General features: G+C 68.3%; 11 protein-coding genes. 7 read left to right on the forward strand and 4 right to left on the reverse strand.

Annotated elements, in window-relative coordinates:
* Nucleotides 1–11 precede the first annotated feature (11 nt).
* Nucleotides 12–758 (forward strand): hypothetical protein, encoded by a 747-nt coding sequence (locus DJ476_RS05755; protein ID WP_112490007.1) that lies wholly within the window; start codon nucleotides 12–14, stop codon nucleotides 756–758.
* 111 nt (nucleotides 759–869) lie between these two features.
* On the opposite strand, the gene DJ476_RS05760 is transcribed toward DJ476_RS05755, so the two are convergent.
* Both DJ476_RS05760 and DJ476_RS05765 read right to left on the reverse strand, forming a co-directional pair.
* Nucleotides 870–1,898, reverse strand: a complete 1,029-nt coding sequence (locus DJ476_RS05760) for a LacI family DNA-binding transcriptional regulator (RefSeq protein ID WP_069741395.1) — start codon at nucleotides 1,896–1,898, stop codon at nucleotides 870–872.
* Nucleotides 1,895–4,294: a glycoside hydrolase family 2 protein gene (locus tag DJ476_RS05765; RefSeq protein WP_112490008.1), complete on the reverse strand. Its 2,400-nt coding sequence runs from the start codon at nucleotides 4,292–4,294 to the stop codon at nucleotides 1,895–1,897. Before DJ476_RS05765 ends, DJ476_RS05760 begins: the two co-directional genes overlap by 4 nt.
* A gap of 266 nt (nucleotides 4,295–4,560) precedes the next feature.
* Between DJ476_RS05765 and DJ476_RS05770 the strand changes: the two genes are divergently transcribed.
* The 3 genes from DJ476_RS05770 (at nucleotide 4,561) to DJ476_RS05780 (ending at nucleotide 7,805) form a co-directional block, all read left to right on the forward strand.
* Entirely contained in the window at nucleotides 4,561–5,880 is a 1,320-nt protein-coding gene (locus DJ476_RS05770; RefSeq protein WP_103419516.1) for an ABC transporter substrate-binding protein, read from the forward strand.
* 87 nt (nucleotides 5,881–5,967) lie between these two features.
* Complete coding sequence (locus tag DJ476_RS05775; RefSeq protein ID WP_103419517.1) at nucleotides 5,968–6,936, forward strand: carbohydrate ABC transporter permease; 969 nt, start codon at nucleotides 5,968–5,970, stop codon at nucleotides 6,934–6,936.
* Nucleotides 6,933–7,805 carry a carbohydrate ABC transporter permease gene (locus tag DJ476_RS05780; RefSeq protein ID WP_112490009.1) on the forward strand — a complete coding sequence of 291 codons (873 nt, stop codon included), beginning with the start codon at nucleotides 6,933–6,935 and terminating at the stop codon, nucleotides 7,803–7,805. Before DJ476_RS05775 ends, DJ476_RS05780 begins: the two co-directional genes overlap by 4 nt.
* Nucleotides 7,806–8,788: 983 nt before the next feature.
* Here the strand turns inward: DJ476_RS05780 and DJ476_RS05785 are convergent.
* Together DJ476_RS05785 and DJ476_RS05790 are read right to left on the reverse strand one after the other, a co-directional pair.
* Nucleotides 8,789–10,891 (reverse strand): N-6 DNA methylase, encoded by a 2,103-nt coding sequence (locus DJ476_RS05785; protein WP_162638631.1) that lies wholly within the window; start codon nucleotides 10,889–10,891, stop codon nucleotides 8,789–8,791.
* A gap of 121 nt (nucleotides 10,892–11,012) precedes the next feature.
* A complete protein-coding gene (locus tag DJ476_RS05790; protein WP_112490011.1) occupies nucleotides 11,013–12,335 on the reverse strand; it encodes a serine/threonine-protein kinase in 1,323 nt (440 codons plus the stop codon).
* 241 nt (nucleotides 12,336–12,576) lie between these two features.
* Between DJ476_RS05790 and DJ476_RS05795 the strand changes: the two genes are divergently transcribed.
* Genes DJ476_RS05795 through DJ476_RS05805 form a run of 3 tightly spaced genes read left to right on the forward strand, consistent with a single transcriptional unit; the run spans nucleotide 12,577 to nucleotide 18,846 of the window.
* Nucleotides 12,577–14,106: a PD-(D/E)XK nuclease family protein gene (locus DJ476_RS05795; RefSeq protein WP_162638632.1), complete on the forward strand. Its 1,530-nt coding sequence runs from the start codon at nucleotides 12,577–12,579 to the stop codon at nucleotides 14,104–14,106.
* Between the two features lie 11 nt (nucleotides 14,107–14,117).
* On the forward strand, nucleotides 14,118–15,281 hold the full coding sequence (locus DJ476_RS05800) for a pPIWI_RE_Y domain-containing protein (RefSeq protein WP_146066231.1): 1,164 nt from the start codon (nucleotides 14,118–14,120) through the stop codon (nucleotides 15,279–15,281).
* The gene (locus tag DJ476_RS05805; RefSeq protein ID WP_112490013.1) at nucleotides 15,274–18,846 is read left to right on the forward strand and encodes a pPIWI_RE_Z domain-containing protein; all 3,573 of its coding nucleotides are present in this window, start codon (nucleotides 15,274–15,276) and stop codon (nucleotides 18,844–18,846) included. Before DJ476_RS05800 ends, DJ476_RS05805 begins: the two co-directional genes overlap by 8 nt.
* The last annotated feature ends 42 nt before the right edge of the window (nucleotides 18,847–18,888 follow it).

Below are 18,888 nucleotides of genomic sequence, written 5' to 3' on the forward strand. Positions count from 1 at the left end.
GATCCCGGCGCATGACGTCCCCTGTGCACGGCGACTCCGAGTCGCAGCGTCAAGAACTTCCTGCCGAACCCGGCGCCGCCGAGGGCGACGACACGCTGATCGACATGCTGTGTACTCGCGCGTGGGACCCGGGCCGTCGGTTCGATACGGCACCAGTCCCACGCTCGTGGATCAAGGAACACTTCGGCCCGGAACACCTGGAGCACATTCGGAGCCGGACGGTCGGCTCCAGCAGCAACGGAATGATCGTGCTCAAGTCGCAAGCCGAGGAGGTGGCGGCCTACTTCGCTGACGCTCCGCGCGGACCGCTGTTTCCGCCGGTCACGCCATCTGAAGTTGAAGCCGCCGAGGACATCATCGGGCGTCCGCTGCCAACCCTTCTTCGGAGGATGTACACCGAAGTAGGCGACGGCGGCTTCGGGCCCGACGGCGGTCTGGCCTCGCTCACCGACGGTCGTCGTGCGCCGGGGGACCTGATCGACTGGCCCTGTTCGATCACCCGGCACGAACGCGACTGCGCGGCGGGGCTGCCCGGATCATGGCTGTACCTGGCGCCGGGCGGCTGCACGATGCAGTGGCATCTGTCATTGCTCGCAGTCGGCAACCCCGTGCTGCTCTACGACGCAGACGGCTGGGTGCCAAGCTGGGGCGAGGACCCCCATGACGGCCTGCGCCACGCGACCGGATCACTGCGGCAATGGGTGGGGACCTGGGCCAATGGCGGCGATGTCTGGGCCGAAGCACTCAGCCTCCCGTAACCGATACACAGAGCTGCACTCGGCTTCGCTCAGCAGCCTCGTCATTCTGAAACGATCAGTAAGCCCCTTGGGTGGTGGCGGAACAGCCGTCGCTCGGATACCGGTGATGGCTCACTGCTGGGGCGCCGGTGCTGTGGATCCTCTCGGCGTGAGGGAGGGGGTGGGGACCTGGAGCGATTCGATGTGTGTGCCCTCGATCAGGGAGAAGAGGGTACGGGTCACCTCCGCACCGAAGTGGTGGACGTCGTGGCTCATGGCCGACAGCGTGGGGTGGGTGATCCTGCACAGTTGGGAGTCGTCCCAGGCGAGCAGGGAGACGTCGTCCGGGACGACGAAGCCCATCTCCGCCGCGACGCCCGCGCCCGCGACCGCCATGATGTCGTTGTCGTAGATGATGGCTGTCGGGCGGTTCGCCCCCAGGAGGAGGGATCGTGTCGCGCGTGCGCCCTCCCTCTCGTCGAAACCGGTCGCCGTCTGACGTCCCTCCTCCAGCCCCAACTCGCGCACGGTCGAGGCGAAAGCCGCTGCCCTGATCGCGCTGTGCCCGAACCTGGCCGGACCGCCCACCCGTGCCAGTCGCCGGTGGCCCAGAGCGGCAAGGTAGCGGACGGCCTCGGCCGTCGCCGTGGCATCGTCCGTCCATACCGCGGGAAAGGAACCGGTCAGCGACGGGTGCCCCACGGCCACCGCGGGCAGACCGATGGCCTGGAGCGCCGGAACCCGTGGATCGTCGTCCTCGAAGTCGACCAGAATGGCTCCGGCGATCGTCTGACTGCGCCACCAGGTCTTGTGCAGCTCGATCTCCTCTTCGACATCGCGCACCAGCCTCAGCAGCAGCGAGCACGACCGATCGGCCAGGACACTCTCGATTCCGGAGATGAAGTCCATGTAGAACGGTTCGAGTCCCAGCAGCCGGGCGGGGCGGCACAGGGCCAGGCCGACGATGTCGACTCGCTGGCTGGAGAGGCTGCGAGCTGTCTGGTTCGGCGCCCAGCCGAGATCCCGGGCGGCTTCGAAGATGCGCTCGCGCGTCGCTTCGGAGACACCCGGTTTACGGTTGAACGCCAGGGAAACCGCACCTTTGGAGACTCCGGCGCGGGCCGCGACGTCCTTGATGGTGATGCGGGCAGGGCTGTTCACTTCGTATCCGCGCAGAACAGGGCGGCCCGTACATCGTCCATCGTCACGCTGCCGCAGCCGTCGACGCGGATCCGGGTCCGCTCGCCGGGCAGCAGTGTGGTGAGGCCCCGGTCGGCGCGGGCATCGGGGCCAAGCCTGTCGGCCTGGAGAAGGAGATCCCTGACAAGGGTATGCGCGTTCACCACGACGTCGACCTTACCGCCGTCGCCGGCGACGGGTTCCAGGATGACGTCGTAGTCGGGCCGTACGTAGGAGAACTCCTTGTCGGGGACCGGAAAGTGCAGGGCGCGCAGACCGTCCGCGTCGGCCACGAGGAACTCCTTGGCGGAGTGCTTCTCGGGCACCAGTCCGGGCGCGGTCGAGAGGCGCAGGACGGAACGCGCGGCGACCACCACCTCCTGCGTGCTGCGGCCGAGAGGCGTCCCGTCCGCCTCCATGCGGCGCAGGTCCACCGCGGTGCGCCACTCGGCGGCGGACTGGTTGACGAGGGCGAGGACCAGCCCCTCCTCAGCGGGTTGCAGGGTCAGGAGCCGGTCGGCGTAGACACGGCGCAGCTCGTGGTGGAGCGGCTTGGGGCGGCCGTCGCCGTCGATCGCGGCCCAGGAGCTCACCGGCCAGCAGTCGTTGAGCTGCCAGACCACGGTGCCCGAGCAGGCGGGCCAGTGGGAGCGCCAGTGCTCGATGCCCGCGGCGACAGCTCGGGCCTGGACGACCTGCGTCAGGTAGTGCCAGCGGTCGAAGTTGCCGTCGGGGAGGGCGAAGTGACGCGCGACACCGCGGTTGAGCTTGTCGTTGCCCTCCTCGGCCTTCTGATGATGCAGCATCCCGGCGGAGTCGGGGGCCAATACCCCGTCGGTGAGCGCACGGCGGAGCGTGGCCATGGCGGGCGGAGCCTGCCAGCCGAACTCGGCGACGAACCGAGGGACGTTCGCACGGTACTCGGCGTAGTCCTGGCGGTTCCAGACCTCCCAGGAGTGGTACGTGCCGTGGTCGGGGTCGTTGGGGTGGTGGTCCCATGATCCGGACCACGGGCTGCCCGCGGTGTAGGGGCGGGTGGGGTCGAGTTCCGCGACCAGGCGGGGCAGCAGGCCCAGGTAGTAGCCCTCGCCCCAGGAGTCCCCCGCGAGACCGGGCTCCCAGTCCCAGTCGCGGAAGCCCCAGAGGTTCTCGTTGTTCCCGTTCCAGAGGACCAGGCTGGGGTGCGGCATGAGTCGGACAACGTTGTCACGGGCTTCGGCCTCGACCTCTCCCCGTAGCGGTTGCTCCTCCGGGTAGGCGGCGCAGGCGAAGAGGAAGTCCTGCCAGACCATCAGCCCGAGCTCGTCGCAGACGTCGTAGAACGCGTCGTCCTCGTAGATGCCGCCGCCCCAGATGCGCACGAGGTCGACGTTGGCTTCGACCGCCTGGCTCAGTCGGGTGCGGTAGCGCGCGGGGGACACGCGGGAGGGGAACACGTCGTCGGGGATCCAGTTGACGCCCCGGGCGAAAACGCGCTCCCCGTTCACGACGAGGGTGAAGCCGGAGCCCCGCGCGTCGGGCGCCCGGTCCAGTTCGATGGTGCGGAAGCCGATGCGCCGGTGCCAGGCGTCCAGTCGCCCGCCCTCGTCGGACAGGGTGACGTCGAGGTCGTACAGCGGCTGGTCCCCGTACCCGCGTGGCCACCAGAGCCGCGGTTCGTCGACCGTCAGGCGCAGTACGGCCGTCTCCCCCTCGAAGCGGACCTCCGCGTGCTCCCCGGCGACCGTGGCGCGCGCCAGCAGACTCCTGCCCGCGCCGCGGTCCGTGCGCTCCACCCGGAGCCGGATCTCCACGCTCCCCGCGCCTTCGTCGACGGTGACCAGCGGGTGCACGGCGGCAAGTCGCGCCGTCGACCAGTGCTCCAGCCGCACGGGGCGCCAGATGCCCGCGGTGACGAGCGTCGGCCCCCAGTCCCAGCCGAAGCTGGAGGCCATTTTGCGGATGTACTGGAACGGTTCGGGATAGACGTTGGGCCGGTCTCCCGTCACCGCCCGGACCGCATCCGCCTCCTCGTAGGCGGAGGCGAAGTGCACCTCCAGTCGGCCGGCCACCCCGGTGACGTCGAACCTGTAGGAGCGGTGCATGTTGCGGGTGGTGCCGATCTCGCGGCCGTCGAACGTGATCCGTGCGGCGGTGTCCAAGCCGTCGAAGACCAAGTCGGTTCGCTCGTGCCCGCTGTCGTGCGCGACGTCGGCGACGTAGGACCACGCCCGCCGGCCCACCCAGGCCACCTCGATCTCATTGAGGTCGAGGAAGGGGTCCGGAATGATCCCGGCGGCCAGCAGATCAGTGTGGACACAGCCGGGGACCCGGGCCGGCAGCAGATCGTGGTCGTAGCGCAGGCTCCAGCCGTCGGTGAGCTGGGTGACGTCCTTCATGTGCGGCTCCAATCGCCCGAATTCGCGCGGTCTCAAATGGATGACGGCACACAACCTAACCTGCAGTTCGATCACTGTCCATAAACCGGTCTAGTCACGAATACGTAACACAGGGCGAGCCCAGGAGCCGGATCCGCCCCACTATCGCAGCACAAGGTAACGATTGGACATCGTCACGGAAATGAGAGCTTTACCGGTTCACATCGTCCTGCCATAGTGCCAACATCCCACCGCAGACCCGAGCCGCCATCTAAGGAGTTGGGCACATGGGGAACACGAAGTCGCTTACGAGTGCGCTGCTGGCCGTCGCAGCACTCGCCGTGACCGGTTGCAGCGGCGGCGGCGCTCCGTCGACCGAAACGGCCACGGCGCCCGCCGATCCGGGCAAGGCGACCGGCTCCATCACGGTCCTCACCCAGCGCACGGACCTGGTCCAGAGCGGGGCCATGGACGCCTACGCGTCGGAGTTCAACAAGGTCTACCCCAAGGTCAAGGTCAAGTTCGAGGGGCTGACCGACTACGAGGGCGAAGTCAAGATCCGGATGAACACGGAGAACTACGGGGACGTTCTCATGATCCCGGCCTCCGTCGCCAAGAACGACTATCCCAAGTTCTTCGCCCCCCTCGGCACGTCCATCAGAATGGCGGACAGGTACCGCTTCAGCGACAAGTCCGCCGTGGGCAACAAGGTCTACGGCATAGCCCAGTTCGGCACCGCCAACGGCTTCGTCTACAACAAAGCCCTGTGGAAGAAGGCAGGCATCACCGCCTGGCCCACCACGCCGGACGAGTTCCTCGCCGGACTGGAGGCGATCAAGACCAAGACCGGCGCGACCTCGTACTACACCAACTTCAAGGACGGCTGGCCGCTGGTCCAGTGGACCACCAACATCGGTTCGGTCACCTGCGACGAGAACGCGACCAACAAGCTCGCCGGCCCCTCTTCCCCGTGGAAGCAGGGAAGCGAACTCCAGGTGATCGACACCCTGCTGCACGACATCGTCAAGAGGAAGCTGTCGGAGAAGGACCCCAGCACCACCAACTGGGAGGCTTCCAAGACCAAGCTCGCCAAGGGCGAGATCGGCTCCATGATGGTGGGCTCCTGGTCCATCACCCAGATGCAGGACGCCGCCGAGAAGGCGGGCAGGAACCCGGCCGACATCGGCTACATGCCCCTCCCGGTCCTGAAGGGCGACGGCCACTGCGCCACGCTCGTCTCCGACTACCAGCAAGCCGTCAACGTCCACTCCGAGCACAAGGAGGCGGCCCGCGCATGGATCGACTGGTTCACCGAGAAGTCGGGCTACTCCACCGAGGAAGGGGCCGTCCCCACCCTCAAGTCGGCCCCCATGCCCTCCACTCTCAAGGACTTCGTTGACAACGATGTCACCTTCACGGAGCGCTCGGAGACGGAAACCGGCAAGGTCAACGACATCGACAACGCCGCCGAGATCGGACTGAACAAGCCCGACTACCGCCAGAAGCTGATCGACATCGCCCGCGGAGCGCAGAAGGGCAGCCTCGACGACTACTTCACCGAGCTGAACAAGCGGTGGGACGAGGCAGCGAAGTCCGTCGGGTCCTGAATCGGCGAGGGGGCGCCGGCCCAGGAAAGAGGCCGGGGCCCCCTCCCCCGTACAAGGAATCGAGACGCGGATGACGAAAGGTCTGATATGACCAGAACGACCGAGGCGGGCGAGAAGACGCACCGCGCCGCGCCCGCACGGCGCAGGACGACCGCCGCCAGCCGCACCGGACCGTCACACCGGTCGCCGGGACAGCTGCTGCGCCGCGCGACGCCCTGGCTCTTCCTGGTGGCGCCGCTGGCCCTGCTGATCACGTTCACCTACGTCCCCGTGGCGAACATGATCTATTACAGCTTCACCGACTGGGACGGCATCAGCCCCGACCGCAACTTCACCGGGTCGGACAACTACGTCCAGATCTTCACCCGGCCCGAACTGTTCCGCGTCTTCTTCGTCAGCCTCTACTACCTGGCTGCATCCGGCCTACAGATCGCCGTCGCCCTGTACTTCGCCACGGTGCTCAGCTTCAACCTGTGGTTCCGCAACCTGTTCAAGGGTCTGCTCTTCTTCCCCTACCTCATCAACGGCGTGGCGATCGGATTCGTCTTCCTGTACTTCTTCCAGGACGGGGGCACCCTCGACTCGGTCCTGTCCTGGATGGGAGCAGAGACCGACCACGCGTGGCTGGGTGACCCGGCCTCGGCCAACACCTCGCTCGCCGGCGTCTCCGTCTGGCGCTTCACCGGCCTGAACTTCGTCCTGTTCCTCGGCGCCATCCAGTCGATCCCCGGCGAACTCTACGAAGCCGCGCAACTGGACGGCGCGACTCGTTGGCAGCAGTTCCGCCACATCATCGCCCCCAGCATCAAACCCATCCTCAGCCTGAGCATCATTCTGGCGGTCTCCGGCTCACTCGCCGTCTTCGAGATCCCTTACATCATGACCGGCGGCGCGACCGGAACGTCGACGTTCGTCATCCAGACGGTGAAGCTCGCGTTCCAGTTCAACAAGACCGGGCTGGCCTCCGCGGCGGCCGTCGTGCTCCTGCTGATCATTCTGCTGATCACCTGGGTCCAGCGCCGGCTCGTGCCTGACGACAAGGTGGACCTCGTATGACCACGGCCCAGCTGACCACCTCCCCCTCGCGCCGTTCCGTCCGGCTACGCGGCCGGCTCGGGCAGGCGCTCGTCTACCTCTCGCTCGTCATCGCCTCGCTGGTGGTGCTGCTCCCCCTCGCCGTCGTCCTCCTCACCTCACTGAAGACATCCGAGGAGGCTGCCGAGAGCAACGCGCTGTCGCTCCCGGGCAGCTGGCTGAACTTCGACAACTACGCGACCGCGTTCTCCGACGGTCATATGCTCACGGCCTTCGGGAACACGGCGTTCATCCTGCTGTTCTCGATCACCGGCACCGTGCTCATCGGTTCGATGACGGCATACGCCATCGACCGCTTCCACTTCCGGGCGAAGAAGCTCGTCATGGGCCTCTTCCTCATAGCCACCCTCGTTCCCGGGGTGACCACACAGGTCGCGACCTTCCAGGTCATCAACGGCTTCGGGCTGTTCGACACACGGTGGGCCCCGATCCTGCTCTACATGGGCACCGACATCGTCTCGATCTACATCTTCCTGCAGTTCATCCGCGGCATCCCGGTCTCCCTCGACGAAGCCGCGCGGCTGGACGGGGCCAACGCGTTCACCGTCTACCGCAAGATCATCCTGCCGCTGCTCAAGCCGGCGATCGCCACCGTCGTGATCATCAAGGGGATCACCGTCTACAACGACTTCTACATCCCCTTCCTCTACATGCCCTCTCAGGAGCTCGGCACGATCTCCACCGCCCTGTTCCGCTTCAAGGGCCCCTTCGGGGCCCACTGGGAGAACATCTCGGCGGGAGCCGTCCTGGTCATCGTTCCGACCCTGATCGCGTTTCTCTTCCTCCAGCGCTACATCTACAACGGCTTCGCCCAGGGCGCGACCAAGTAGCAGGGGACCGGCCGGCGTTCTCGCCGGCATCCTCCCCGCGGCGGAGTCGGGAGCCCTGCGAGGGCGGTGGCCCGTATGCGTGCCGTGAACCGGGTGTGGGCGGGCCGAGGACAGGGGGTCGTCTCGGGGTGGCGCCGGGTTTCACCGCTCCGGTTCGCACTCGCAGGGGACGACGGCGAAGTCCTTCAACACGACCCACCCCGGTTTGGGCTGCGCCAACGGGCCCGTCGTCCCCGGCCCGGCCAAGACGCCTGCTCGCGGTCCGTGCGCCCTTGCTGCCGGTCCACCGCCACCAGCGACCGAAGAGTCGTCGTCGATCATCAGGACCCCCCACAATCCCGCAAGGCATCGGCCGAGCGCCGGTCACTCGACATCCAGGCTCCCCACCCTCGCTGAAAGCGAGGCCGTTCGATGGCCCGTACACCCGTACCGAGCTGAAAGTCACCCGTCAGCGGTGGAGTCCCCTGGGACTTTTCCGGGACTTCCGGCCCCATCAAGCGGCACGAGCAGGAAACAGCCGAAAGGTCATGCGCGCAGCTCAGCGAACAAACGTCACTCATCGCGGCAGGTCACCGCGTTCACTGGTCTCTTCCGGGACATCTGATCCGACGAGGTCGCCGCACCCCGTCCTGACCTGCTGTTCAGCGGGGCGGGAGGGGGTGCGGAGGCACCTCCCTGGGATTCGGTTCTGCGGTCGGCCACAGAGCACGCTCCGCAGACTCCCGGGGGGCTGCGCGCCCACGGCCGCCGGCGGGGGGGCTTCCCCGGCGTCCCGGCCGAAGTCCGCTCGTTCCGGGGCGACGTGACCGGCACCGGCGCGCACCGCTCCATGTGCTGCCGGACGTGAACGGGATTCGAGTCCGGGCGCTTCTTCGGCCATCGGCCGGACCGAGCAGGGGTGACGGTGGGACAGATGCTTTGCGTCGCGTCCGATCCGCGTGACGTCCACAGGCCATGCGGGCCCCGGCACGGCCCGATCGGGCTCAATCGTCCGACGGCATGAGCGTTCCGTCGATCAGAGCCCTCGTCAGGGCTCGAGTGAGCTCGTGTCCGGCCTCGGCGGTACGGGTCAGCTCCGCGTCCCATCGGGCGAGGCGGCGTAGCTCGGCGCTGCGTCGGCGTTGCACGTCGATCGGCAGGAGGGGCAGACGGAGGCGTTTCACGTCGATGCGCAGGGCGCCGCTCACGGTGGCGGACCTGCGGGCGGCCTTCGTGGCGTTCTCGGGGCGGGTGAGGGCACCCGCCACGAACCACGGGTCGAGGAGGTTGGGATCGACACGTACCACGTGCACACCGGGTCCCAGTCGGACCCCGACCTGCTCGTCCGTCGCGACCCGGGCCACCAGCGTTTTGGCGATCGCCGGGACGAGGATGTCGTGAGCCTGTACCCGAGCAGTCGGTTCGTCGTCCGGAACGATGGGCACCGACCCGCTGGCGGGTCGGCCCGTAATGACGTCCTGGCTGGTGAGGGCCGGCTCCTGCCGCTCCGGAACCGGGACGTCGAGGTGCGCGGTACGGACCGAGTAGCGGTGCAGGCTGAGCGCTCCGGTGCGGGAGAGTTCCCCCAGTGTCGCAGTGGATACGTCGGATGACGCGGGTTGTGAGACGCGGGTCAGCCGTGGCATGCCATCCCGAAGGGCGTCGAGCCCGGCCTCGATGTCAGCGGGCAGTTCCAGCAGGGCCTCAGGCGTGTGTCGCGCGCTGTCCCGGTGCGGCACGTGACGTCGCGGGGTGAGGTCGATGTCCTCGTCGAGCAGTTCAGAGAGCGGCACATGTCTGGCAAAGGCGGAGTAGGAGGCCGAAATGCCGCGTCCGGACCTGTGGTTCAGCCAGAGTGCGGCGACTTGACCGCACAGTGCCTCGAAGTGCTCCCTTGAAGATGTGCGCTGGTTCAGGGGCGCGGCCTCGCCGTTCACGAGCAGCACGCCCCCATCCGGGGTGCCGACCGGCTCAGGACGTTGAAGCGCCCATAGGTGTACGCCGTTGCTGCCCCCCACGGTTGCCGTCGGTGGCAGTGCAACGACCGCTCGAAGCGCGCCGCGCCGGACCAGCTCGCTGCGGATACGGCGTCCCGCCGGACGCCCGGCTACTGCCGGTGGCATGAGCAGGGCAGCCCGGCCGCCGGGCTTCAGATGGGCCAACGCGTTCTGCACCCACGCCAGTTCGGGCTCGGTGCGCGGAGGCAGACCTCCGTATACCCAACGTGGATCGAAGGCGAGCCGGTCGTGACTCCAGCCCTGGAGACCGTGCGGAGGGCTGCCGACGACAGCATCGACGCTCTCATCGGTGAAAGCGTCCGCAAGGAGCGGATCGGCGACACACAGGCGCAGTTCGGCGTCGTCCCGGCCGCCTCCGGCCTGCTGTCGAAGGAGCAGCAGACGCAGGAGCGCAATGCGAACGTGTTCGGGGCGGGAGTCCTGCCCCAGGATGCGTGGCGGCGCGCCGGTGGGGGTCGGCTCCTCGAGGGCAGGACGCAGGAACGTACCGGTACCGCAGGCAATATCGAGAACTGCGGTCGCGGGGCCCGCAAAGTCCAGCATCAGACTGGCCACGGCAGCAGGGGTGTCGGTGAGTCCCACCGTGCCCCTGGTCGTCGCATACCGCGAGTGGAGATGCTCGAAGACTCCGACACGACCCTCCTGGCAGGCCATCGGGAGAACGGCGTCAAGGAGTTCGCACTGGGCAGGTGACCACACCTCCGGGAGCTCCGACAGCAGGACCTCGGCATGCTGGGGAGAGGTGAACGCCCTTGCTTGATCCTTGAGCCGGCGTGGAGTGGGTACTTCACGGGGCGCTGTCAGGAGCATCAGCCCGACCAGAGCGACGGCCTCCGCGAGCCGCCCTGCTGCGCCGAACGTCTCGATGCGCCGGCCAAGACGGTCGAGAGGAGCAAGGGAGCGGAGCTTGCCCTGCCGGTCGAGCCACTGCTCGACCTCGTACAGGTCGAAGGCGGGGCTGGCGGATGTACCGGCGACCGGCCGGGGGAAATCCTGATGGCGCCTACGCCAGTTGCTCACCGCCGCCCTGCCCACACCCGCGATCCTGGCAATACCGGTGGCCGTCACCGTGCTCGGTTCTTCCGCCACGCCTCTCTCCCTGCGTCCTGCTGCGCCCCTACGGGAAGACGCGAAGCGTACCTTCGTTCTATCCGTGCGTGTATGTCGTTCACGGAGTGTGGAGTCGCCTGTCCGGCTCGCCCGGCGCCGATCAGTCCCGCGTAGCGTCTTCCTCGCACCCTTCGATACCTCCGTCGATCTCACGAACCTCGGAGCTCCCCTCGCCGAATGCGCGCACGGCATCGGAGCGCACGTCGTCGTAAGCGAGGCGGGCATCCTTCGACAGCCCCTCCTCGTGCAGCAGCCCGGCACGGTCGATGCGCAGCCGGACGACACCCGGCTCGATACGGCCGAAGCGACTTACGGCGTTCTTGAGGCACTGCTCGATCAGCTGGATGGCCCCGCGCAGATCGCCGTCCGCCGCAAGCTCGTCGGCTTCCGTGCGAACCCGTGTCAGGTCATTCCGCCTCAAGTCGGCCTGCCGTGCCTGGCGACGCGCCAACGCATCGAGCCCGGATCCACGCCGACGCCGCACGTACGGCGCCGACTTCTGCGGCTGGGGCGGCGGCGAGCACGGATGGGCCCAGGGCAACGTCGGGTCGAAATCGCCGAGTTCGGGGCAGCCGGGCAGCGGTAAGGCTGCCAGGTGAGGCCGAAGGGCCTCGTACAGGGCCCGCGCGTCCCGAGGCCTCAGATCCGGATCCTTGTGCAGCAGCTGGTCGATGACTTCGGCCAACCACACCGGCGTCTGCGGGCGCACGTCCGCGGTCCTGCGCGGCGCTTGGTCGATGTGGCAGCGAGCCATCGCGTGAGCCGTCGGCGCATCGAAGGGGAGTTCCCCGGTAACAAGTTCGAACACGACGCAGCCGGTGGAGTAGAGGTCGCTGCGCGGCTCGGTGAGTCCGGTGTCGGCCTGCTCGGGGGCCATGTAGGCCACCGTTCCCGGGACATGACCGGTGGCCGTCAGGCGCGTCGCGTGAGGGTCGGAGATGGCGACAACACCGAGATCCACCACCTTCAGCACGCCGCCCGGCGCGATCATGATGTTGGACGGCTTGAGGTCACGGTGGACGAGGTCGGCATCGTGCAGCCAAGCGAGCGCGGTGGCGAGCTGGCCCAGGATCGCGGTGATCGCGGGGAACGTCAGCGGGTGGTGGCGGGTGACCAGTTGCGCCAGGGTGGGCCCCTCGATGAACTCCATGACGAGGTAGGGCTCTCCACCATGGCGGCCGAAGGCATGGACCTGCGGGAAATGCCGGGAGCGGCCGAGCCCGGCTGTCGTCCTGGCCTCGCGCTCGAATCGGTCTCGATAGCGCCCCTCCTCCCGTTCGACGATGTGAGGATAGAGGCGCTTGACCGCCACCTGCCGATCGAGATTCAGGTCGTGCGCCAGGTTCACCTCACCCATCGCACCCCCACCGAGCCGCCGCACCAGGTGGTACTGCCCATCGATGGTGTCGTCCTGTGAACCCACCTGAGGTCCGTTCTCTGTAGGGAATTTGACGGTTCATCCGGTAGTGAATCATAGCAGCATGTAACATCCGGTGAATATTGTTCACAGGCCACGTGAGGGGGAGCGAGTGACTGTCTGGCCACTGCCTGAAGGAATTACCGGTGACCCCGGCTTGATCAGAGTGTTCGCCGGCGGCGCGAAGGAGAGGGAGGAGGACTGCCCCACCCTGCGGGCTGTCAAGGCCCGGCCCCGTCTTCAAGCCATGCACCGTACTCACTACAAACCGGCGGACTTCGAACCTTTCGCGCTCGCCACCGTCATGCGCAGACTCGACGTCCTGGAGTTCGGCCGGGTCCGGGAGGATCCGGCCAGGGTCCGCCCCTCACACCCGGGGCTGGAGCGCTACGCCGAGCATGCCGTGGACCAGTACCTGGCCGCGGTGAAATCCCTCGATCCGGGAGGGGAGTTGTTACCCGATCCCCAGTACTGGGTCAGACAGTCGAGGACGGCTGCCGACCCTCACGGCAACCGCACGGTGTACGAACTGAGGGTCTGGGGACGCTGTTACGCCAACCGCGAGCGGACGGTGTGCGAGCTGCGCCTGCTCCGGTTCGGGTCCGCACAGCCAGGGAAGCGCGGACCCGGTGAGCGGGATCCGGCGGAGATCGCCATGGCCGCGTACGTCGCCGCCTACGGCGGTCGCGCAGCGGAACCCACTCGATGGGGTGACGAGCACAGCGTGCGGGACGCCATCACCCCGCAGCGGGTCCGGGTGGTGGAGATCGGATGTCTGGACGGCTCGGTCGGGCCATTGTTCGACGGGACGCCCGATGAAGCGGAGGCCGCGTACAGACGACTCGCCGCACCCCGTCTGCGGGCAACCGTCGACGCCGTGCACCGGCGCCCGGGGTCCGGATGCGTCACGTGCCGACTCACCGCCGGCTGCTCCGACCTGCCGCGCACGCCCGGCATCCTCGGCATCAAGGATTTCTCCCGGCCTCGCCGCACCCTGTCGGTCACCGACCTGCGCCGGTACGCGAACTGCCCGGCTCAGGAACACCTGCGGCGCATCCATCTGCCGTACGACAAGGACATCGAGCACAACCACCACGTGGCACGCGGGCACGCTGTACACGCCTGGCTCCAGCATCTGCACGCGCGAACACCCCAGCGTCCTTGCACCGTGGCTGACGCGCCGGCCGAGCGGACGGACTGGCGGGTCGACGACTGGCATCTGACCGGCGACGACGCCGAACTCGGAGCCCGCCTGATCGCCCGCCACGCAGCCGTGTGCCCACTGCGCCACGCCGATCCGGGAACGACGCCGATCTCGGAGCGGCTTCTCACCTTCTACGACCCGGAAGCCGACGTCGTGCTCACCGCCAAGCCGGATCTCCTTTACCACAGCCGTGGTTCGGTGGTGTGGCGGGAGATCAAGAGCACCAGGTACCGCAGGCCTCTCGGCAACAAGGACGTCCTGGAGCAGTACCCACAGGCAGCGCTGGCCCTGGTGCTGCTGGCAGAGGGAATGCTGGGCGGCGACGTGCGCCACTCCCGCGTGGAGGTGGAGATCCTCCGGCCCTCAGGACCCGACCTGGAGCTCGTCTCACCCCGCCAGGCCGACCGAATTGCCACCGCACGGCAGGTGATCCGCGATCTCGCCGCCCCGTGGCACGGGGACCGTACGTCGAACCCGAGCCCTGGAAAGCATTGTGCTCGCTGCGAAGTGGCACGTTGGTGCCCCGCGGCGGACGCCCGCCCCGTCTCGTCCCCCTCCAGCGGACTTCACTGAAACGGACCACCGTGCCGACCACCGACTCCGCTCTCGCCCCGCACCAGGGGCTGACCCTGCTGCGCACCGTGGCGACCGCCGTCCTCGACCTGGACGCCCTGTCCGATCTCGGTGCCTTCACCCTCCCGTATCCGCCCGAGGCCCAACGGGCCCTCGACCGCACTGCTCTGGCCTGCCTCCTCCGCGGGGCCGACCCGCCCCTGAGCGTGAGCGACCTGCTCGTCTGGTGCCGACGAAGGCCGGTGACGGAGTGGCCGCTCGACCTTCCCGAGGATCTGGCAGGCCCGGAGGACCGGCTGATCGACGAGGACGCGTGCGTGCCCACGGACCTGTGCTACGAGTGGGCCGTCGACCGGCCCGACTCCGCGACCGAACAGATCGATCGCGCCCTGATCGGCCTGGCCATGGACCGCTGCCGCCTCGCGAATGCCCCCGCCAGCTATGTCGCCTTCCGGCGTCTGCTCGTCGAACATCCGGTACTCACCCGGGACAGAGCCGGTGAGATCGCGCTCGAACCGGTCTTCACCCCTCTGGACGGACTCCTGGAGCGGATCTACCTCCCGGCCCCCGTCGGATGGACGCGCGGCGGCCGGTTCACCTCGTGCCGGCGCTGCCGCACCCTGCTCGCGCCGATGCGCGACGACGGCTGGTGGTGCGAGAACGCGCGCTGCCGGCACAGGGGGGATGCCCTCGCAGGCCCCGCGTACGACGAGGCCGAGGGTGGTGGAGTGCTGCTGCTCACCAGGCCGCTGCGCCTGTTCGTCACGGCCCCCGGTGTCGCTGAACTCCGCCTTGAGCGGGCCCTCTCACGTCTTGGCCTCGTCCCTGAACTGTGGCCGAACTACGACGCGTACGACCTGAGGGTCACGCTGCCCGACGGACGGGTGTGGGCCGTAGACGTCAAGGACTGGGCGAACCCGGCGCTGCTCGGACGCAATGCCACGCCCCTGCCGATCGACCCACCGTACGACCAGGCGTTTCTTGTCGTTCCCTACCACCGGACAGCCCTGCGCCACGACTACGTGGCTGTCGTCCGCCGGTTCCTGACCACCGACGTGCGGAGTCGTACGACCGTACTCAGCCAACGGCAGTTCATGGCGAGGGTCCGGGCCGCGCTCTCCGACGCCCAGCCCCGACCCTTCAGCGGCAACCGACCGGAGGACGGCCATGCGTGACCGGGAACAGTGGCGCGGCGACCTCATCGCGGAGCTTCTTCCGTACTTCGCGGACGATCCCGAGCCGGAGCTCGCGGCATCCCGCCTGTGCGAAGTCGAACTCGGCCTCTACCTGGTGGAACAGCTGCTGCCGGGACACCCCGCGCAAGCGGGCTGGACCCTGTACGGCGGATACCCCTTCGCCTCCGCACTCGGCCATGCCCGCACGCCCGAGCAGCAGCGCATGCTGCGCATCGGCCGCCACCTGCTGTGGCCCTTGCGGCGACGCCGCGTCTGGGTCCAGTCTCTCGACACCTATCTGGCGCTGTCGCCGGAACTGCGCGGATATCACCTCGACAGCAGGGAGGACACGCCCCGGCGCCGGGGTGTGTCGGTCGCTCACGCCCGGTGGGCCACCTACGCGGGGGCGCTGGCCGCCGCGCCGCCGTATCGGACTCGGACGCTGCCGTTGGCCGAGCCCGGTGGGTGGCGCTTCTTCGAGGACCGCACATGGACCTCGGTCGTACTGCCCGATGAGCTGCCGGCCGAGGAGACCCCGCCCCATGTCCTCGGGCAGGCGGCCGCTGCCGAGGGTAAGCCGGTGGAGGTGCCCTGGGACGAACTGGTCACGATCGCAGCGTGGATGGAGGATCAGCTGCGCGGGCCCGACGCCCCTGACGGCGGCGACTGGCGACGCAGGCTGGAGAGGGTCGAACTGTTCGTTCGCGAGCCCGAATCGGGCGACTTCGCGCCGGAGCGGGAAACGCTGCGGATCGACCGGATGCTGCATCTGCTCGGCATGGTCGGAGCAGGCAAGAGCACCCTGCGCGACATCCTCGCGGTCTGGGCAGCCACCCACGGCAAACGGGTCACCTTGGTCGTGGGCGATGTCGCCGAGGCCCTGCATCTGGTGTCCCTGTTCACCGCGCTCGGCCTCCGGGCCGCTCCCCTGCTGGGGGCGACCACACGGGAGCAGCACCTGCAGCGCACTCATCGTCGCCTTGCCGCACAGGACGACGGGACCTCCGTACTCACCCACGACGCACTGAGCTTCGACTACCTCAGCACCGCGTGCCCGCTCGACGCCCTGCGCGGAGTCGAGGCCGCGGAGCCGCTCGCCTACTCAGCCGCGCCCTGCACGCAGCTCTTCCCACCGAAGCATCGTCCGGCCCGGCGTCCGCTGACCGCCCTCGGCGTCGACGGGCCCGAAGGAGGTCAGGCCCCGAACCTGCGCAGACGCCACGGCTGTCCTCTGTGGCACCGGTGCCCGCGCCATCACGGCGCCCGCGAGCTCGTCACTGCAGACATCTGGGTCGCCACCCCCGCCGCTCTGGTACACAGCGCGGTTCCGGCCCACCAGAACGAGGAACGCATCCGCTTCCTCGAACTCGCCTGTATGCGCAGCGACTTGGTCATCGTGGATGAGGCCGACCGCGTGCAGATGCAGCTGGACACCATGTTCGCGCCCGCCGCTGTGCTCACCGGACGCGCGCCCAACTCATGGCTCGACGAGATCCATCAGCACAAGATCGACGAACTGGCCCGGGGCGGACGCATCCAGCTGTCCGACTCCACCGTCATGCAATGGACCGCGGCCCTGCACACAGTCACCGTCGCCGCCGACCGCATTTACCACATGCTGTTGCGCCACAGACACCTGCGCAAATGGGTCGAGGACGACTACTTCAGCTCGTGGACCCTTCAGTACAAGCTGGTCGTGGAGTGGTTCGGCAGCCCGCCCGACGCGCCCGGCGACGCGGCCGACGCCCCCGACCTCCCCGCTCCTGAGTGGGACGAGGACATCGGGCGGATCACCGACGAGGACGACGAGGCGCAAGCGCCCGGAACTCGGGAGCCGGAAGCGACGGGTCCCACAGGTGATTCCCGCCGCGACGGCATCGTGGCCGTCCTCGACGCATTCCGTGACGACCCGCTCGGCGACAGAGAACACCTCGACCCCCGGGTCGACGGACTGGTACGGCTCACCCGTCAGCTGCTGCAGACGATGCGCCCCCGCAACGCCCGCCGCCTCGTCGAGCGGGAGCTGCTCGCGCTGGCGGGCGACGCCGTGTCCGAGGCACGGAGCGGCCTCTCGGAGCAGGTCCTGCGCTTCGAGTTCACCCTCCTCCTGTCGGCACTGCACACACGGCTCGACCTGCTGACGGAGATGTGGCCCAGGGTCGAGGCCGCCCTCAAATTCGAGGCGTCGAGCAACGTACTGTCCCGCCGTCCGCCCGAGGACTACCGGCCGCTGGTCCCCGAATCCCCCATGGGTAACATCCTCGGCTTCCAGTTCCTGTCCGAGGACGCGAACCTGGGACAGCTGCCCAGTGGCGAACTGCGCTTCTTCCGCTGCGCGGGAAATGGCCGCGAACTGCTCCTGCAACTGCCGGACCTGAGCGCTGCCGATGGGCTTCCCGGCCCGAATGTGCTGCTCATGTCGGGCACCAGCTGGGCCGGCCGGTCCACGCGCTACCACGTGCTCACCGAAGTCGGAGCGCTGCTCAAGCCCCCGTCGGCGGAGCGAGCGGCCATCAACAGGACGGTGTTCACCACCCGATTCCTGGCCGGTCCTGACGGCAGCCCTCTCAAGCTGTCGGGCGCCAAACCCCACCTGCGCCCCGTCGTCCTGGAGCACATGCTGGACGGGCTGGCCCGACGCTCTGTCGACGGCAAACCCAGTGTGTTCGAGCAGGAACTGGCTGCCGTGAACGACGAGCGGCGCGCTCGGCTCCTCGTCCTGACCGGCTCCTACGACGAGGCACGCCGCGCTGCGGACATTCTCAACCGCATCCCACGCTGGGCCGGAAAGGTGTGCCGCCTGGTCTCCGATGACGCGGAACAGGACCACGAATGGCACTCCGGCCCGGAACCGGATCTCGACGGTGGCCCGGTCGTGGCCCTGCGCCGCGGTGACGTGGCGAACTTCGCCTCGACTGGCACGGAGATCCTCCTAGCACCTCTGCTCGCCATCGAACGCGGCCACAACATCCTCAACCGGGGTGTAGCCGCCATCGGCTCGGTGTTCTTCCTCGCCCGCCCCCACCCCCGCCCCGACGACATCGGCCTGGCCGTGCAGGCCGTGAACGACTGGGCCGCGCGCATGCAACGGGACGGCACTTTCGACGCGTTCGTTCGCGCGCAGCCGAGCCTGGACGAGGCCGGCGCGGAATTCCGAACCCGGGCCCGCGTGCACTGGCGGCACCTCCTCAACCATCCTCTGGCCTGGAGTCGGCTGAGCGATGACGAAAAGGTCTCGTTCACCTGGGACCAGCTGGTCGTCATCTGGCAGGTCATCGGCAGGCTCGTACGCGGCGGTGTCCCCGCCCGCGTCGTATTCGTGGACGCACCGTTCGCCACCCGCGCAGCGGCCGGAAAATCGGTGCCGGACACCTGGCGGACAAGTCTTCTGCTCGCCATGCGACACGTACTGGACCCCTACCTCACGCCGTCGCCGGACAACGCGCCGACGCCGGACGGCTCGCCGGTCACCCCCCTCGACCGTGCCCTCGTCAAGGCCCTGTACGAGCCCCTGTACACAGCGCTCACGGACATCGTCCCGTCCGCCCCGGACCCGATCGGCTGAGCCGCACGGCGACCGCAACCCGAGAACACGAAGGGATCCCGT

The sequence above is a fragment of the Streptomyces bacillaris genome, assembly GCF_003268675.1.
In the GTDB taxonomy this organism is placed as follows: domain Bacteria; phylum Actinomycetota; class Actinomycetes; order Streptomycetales; family Streptomycetaceae; genus Streptomyces; species Streptomyces bacillaris.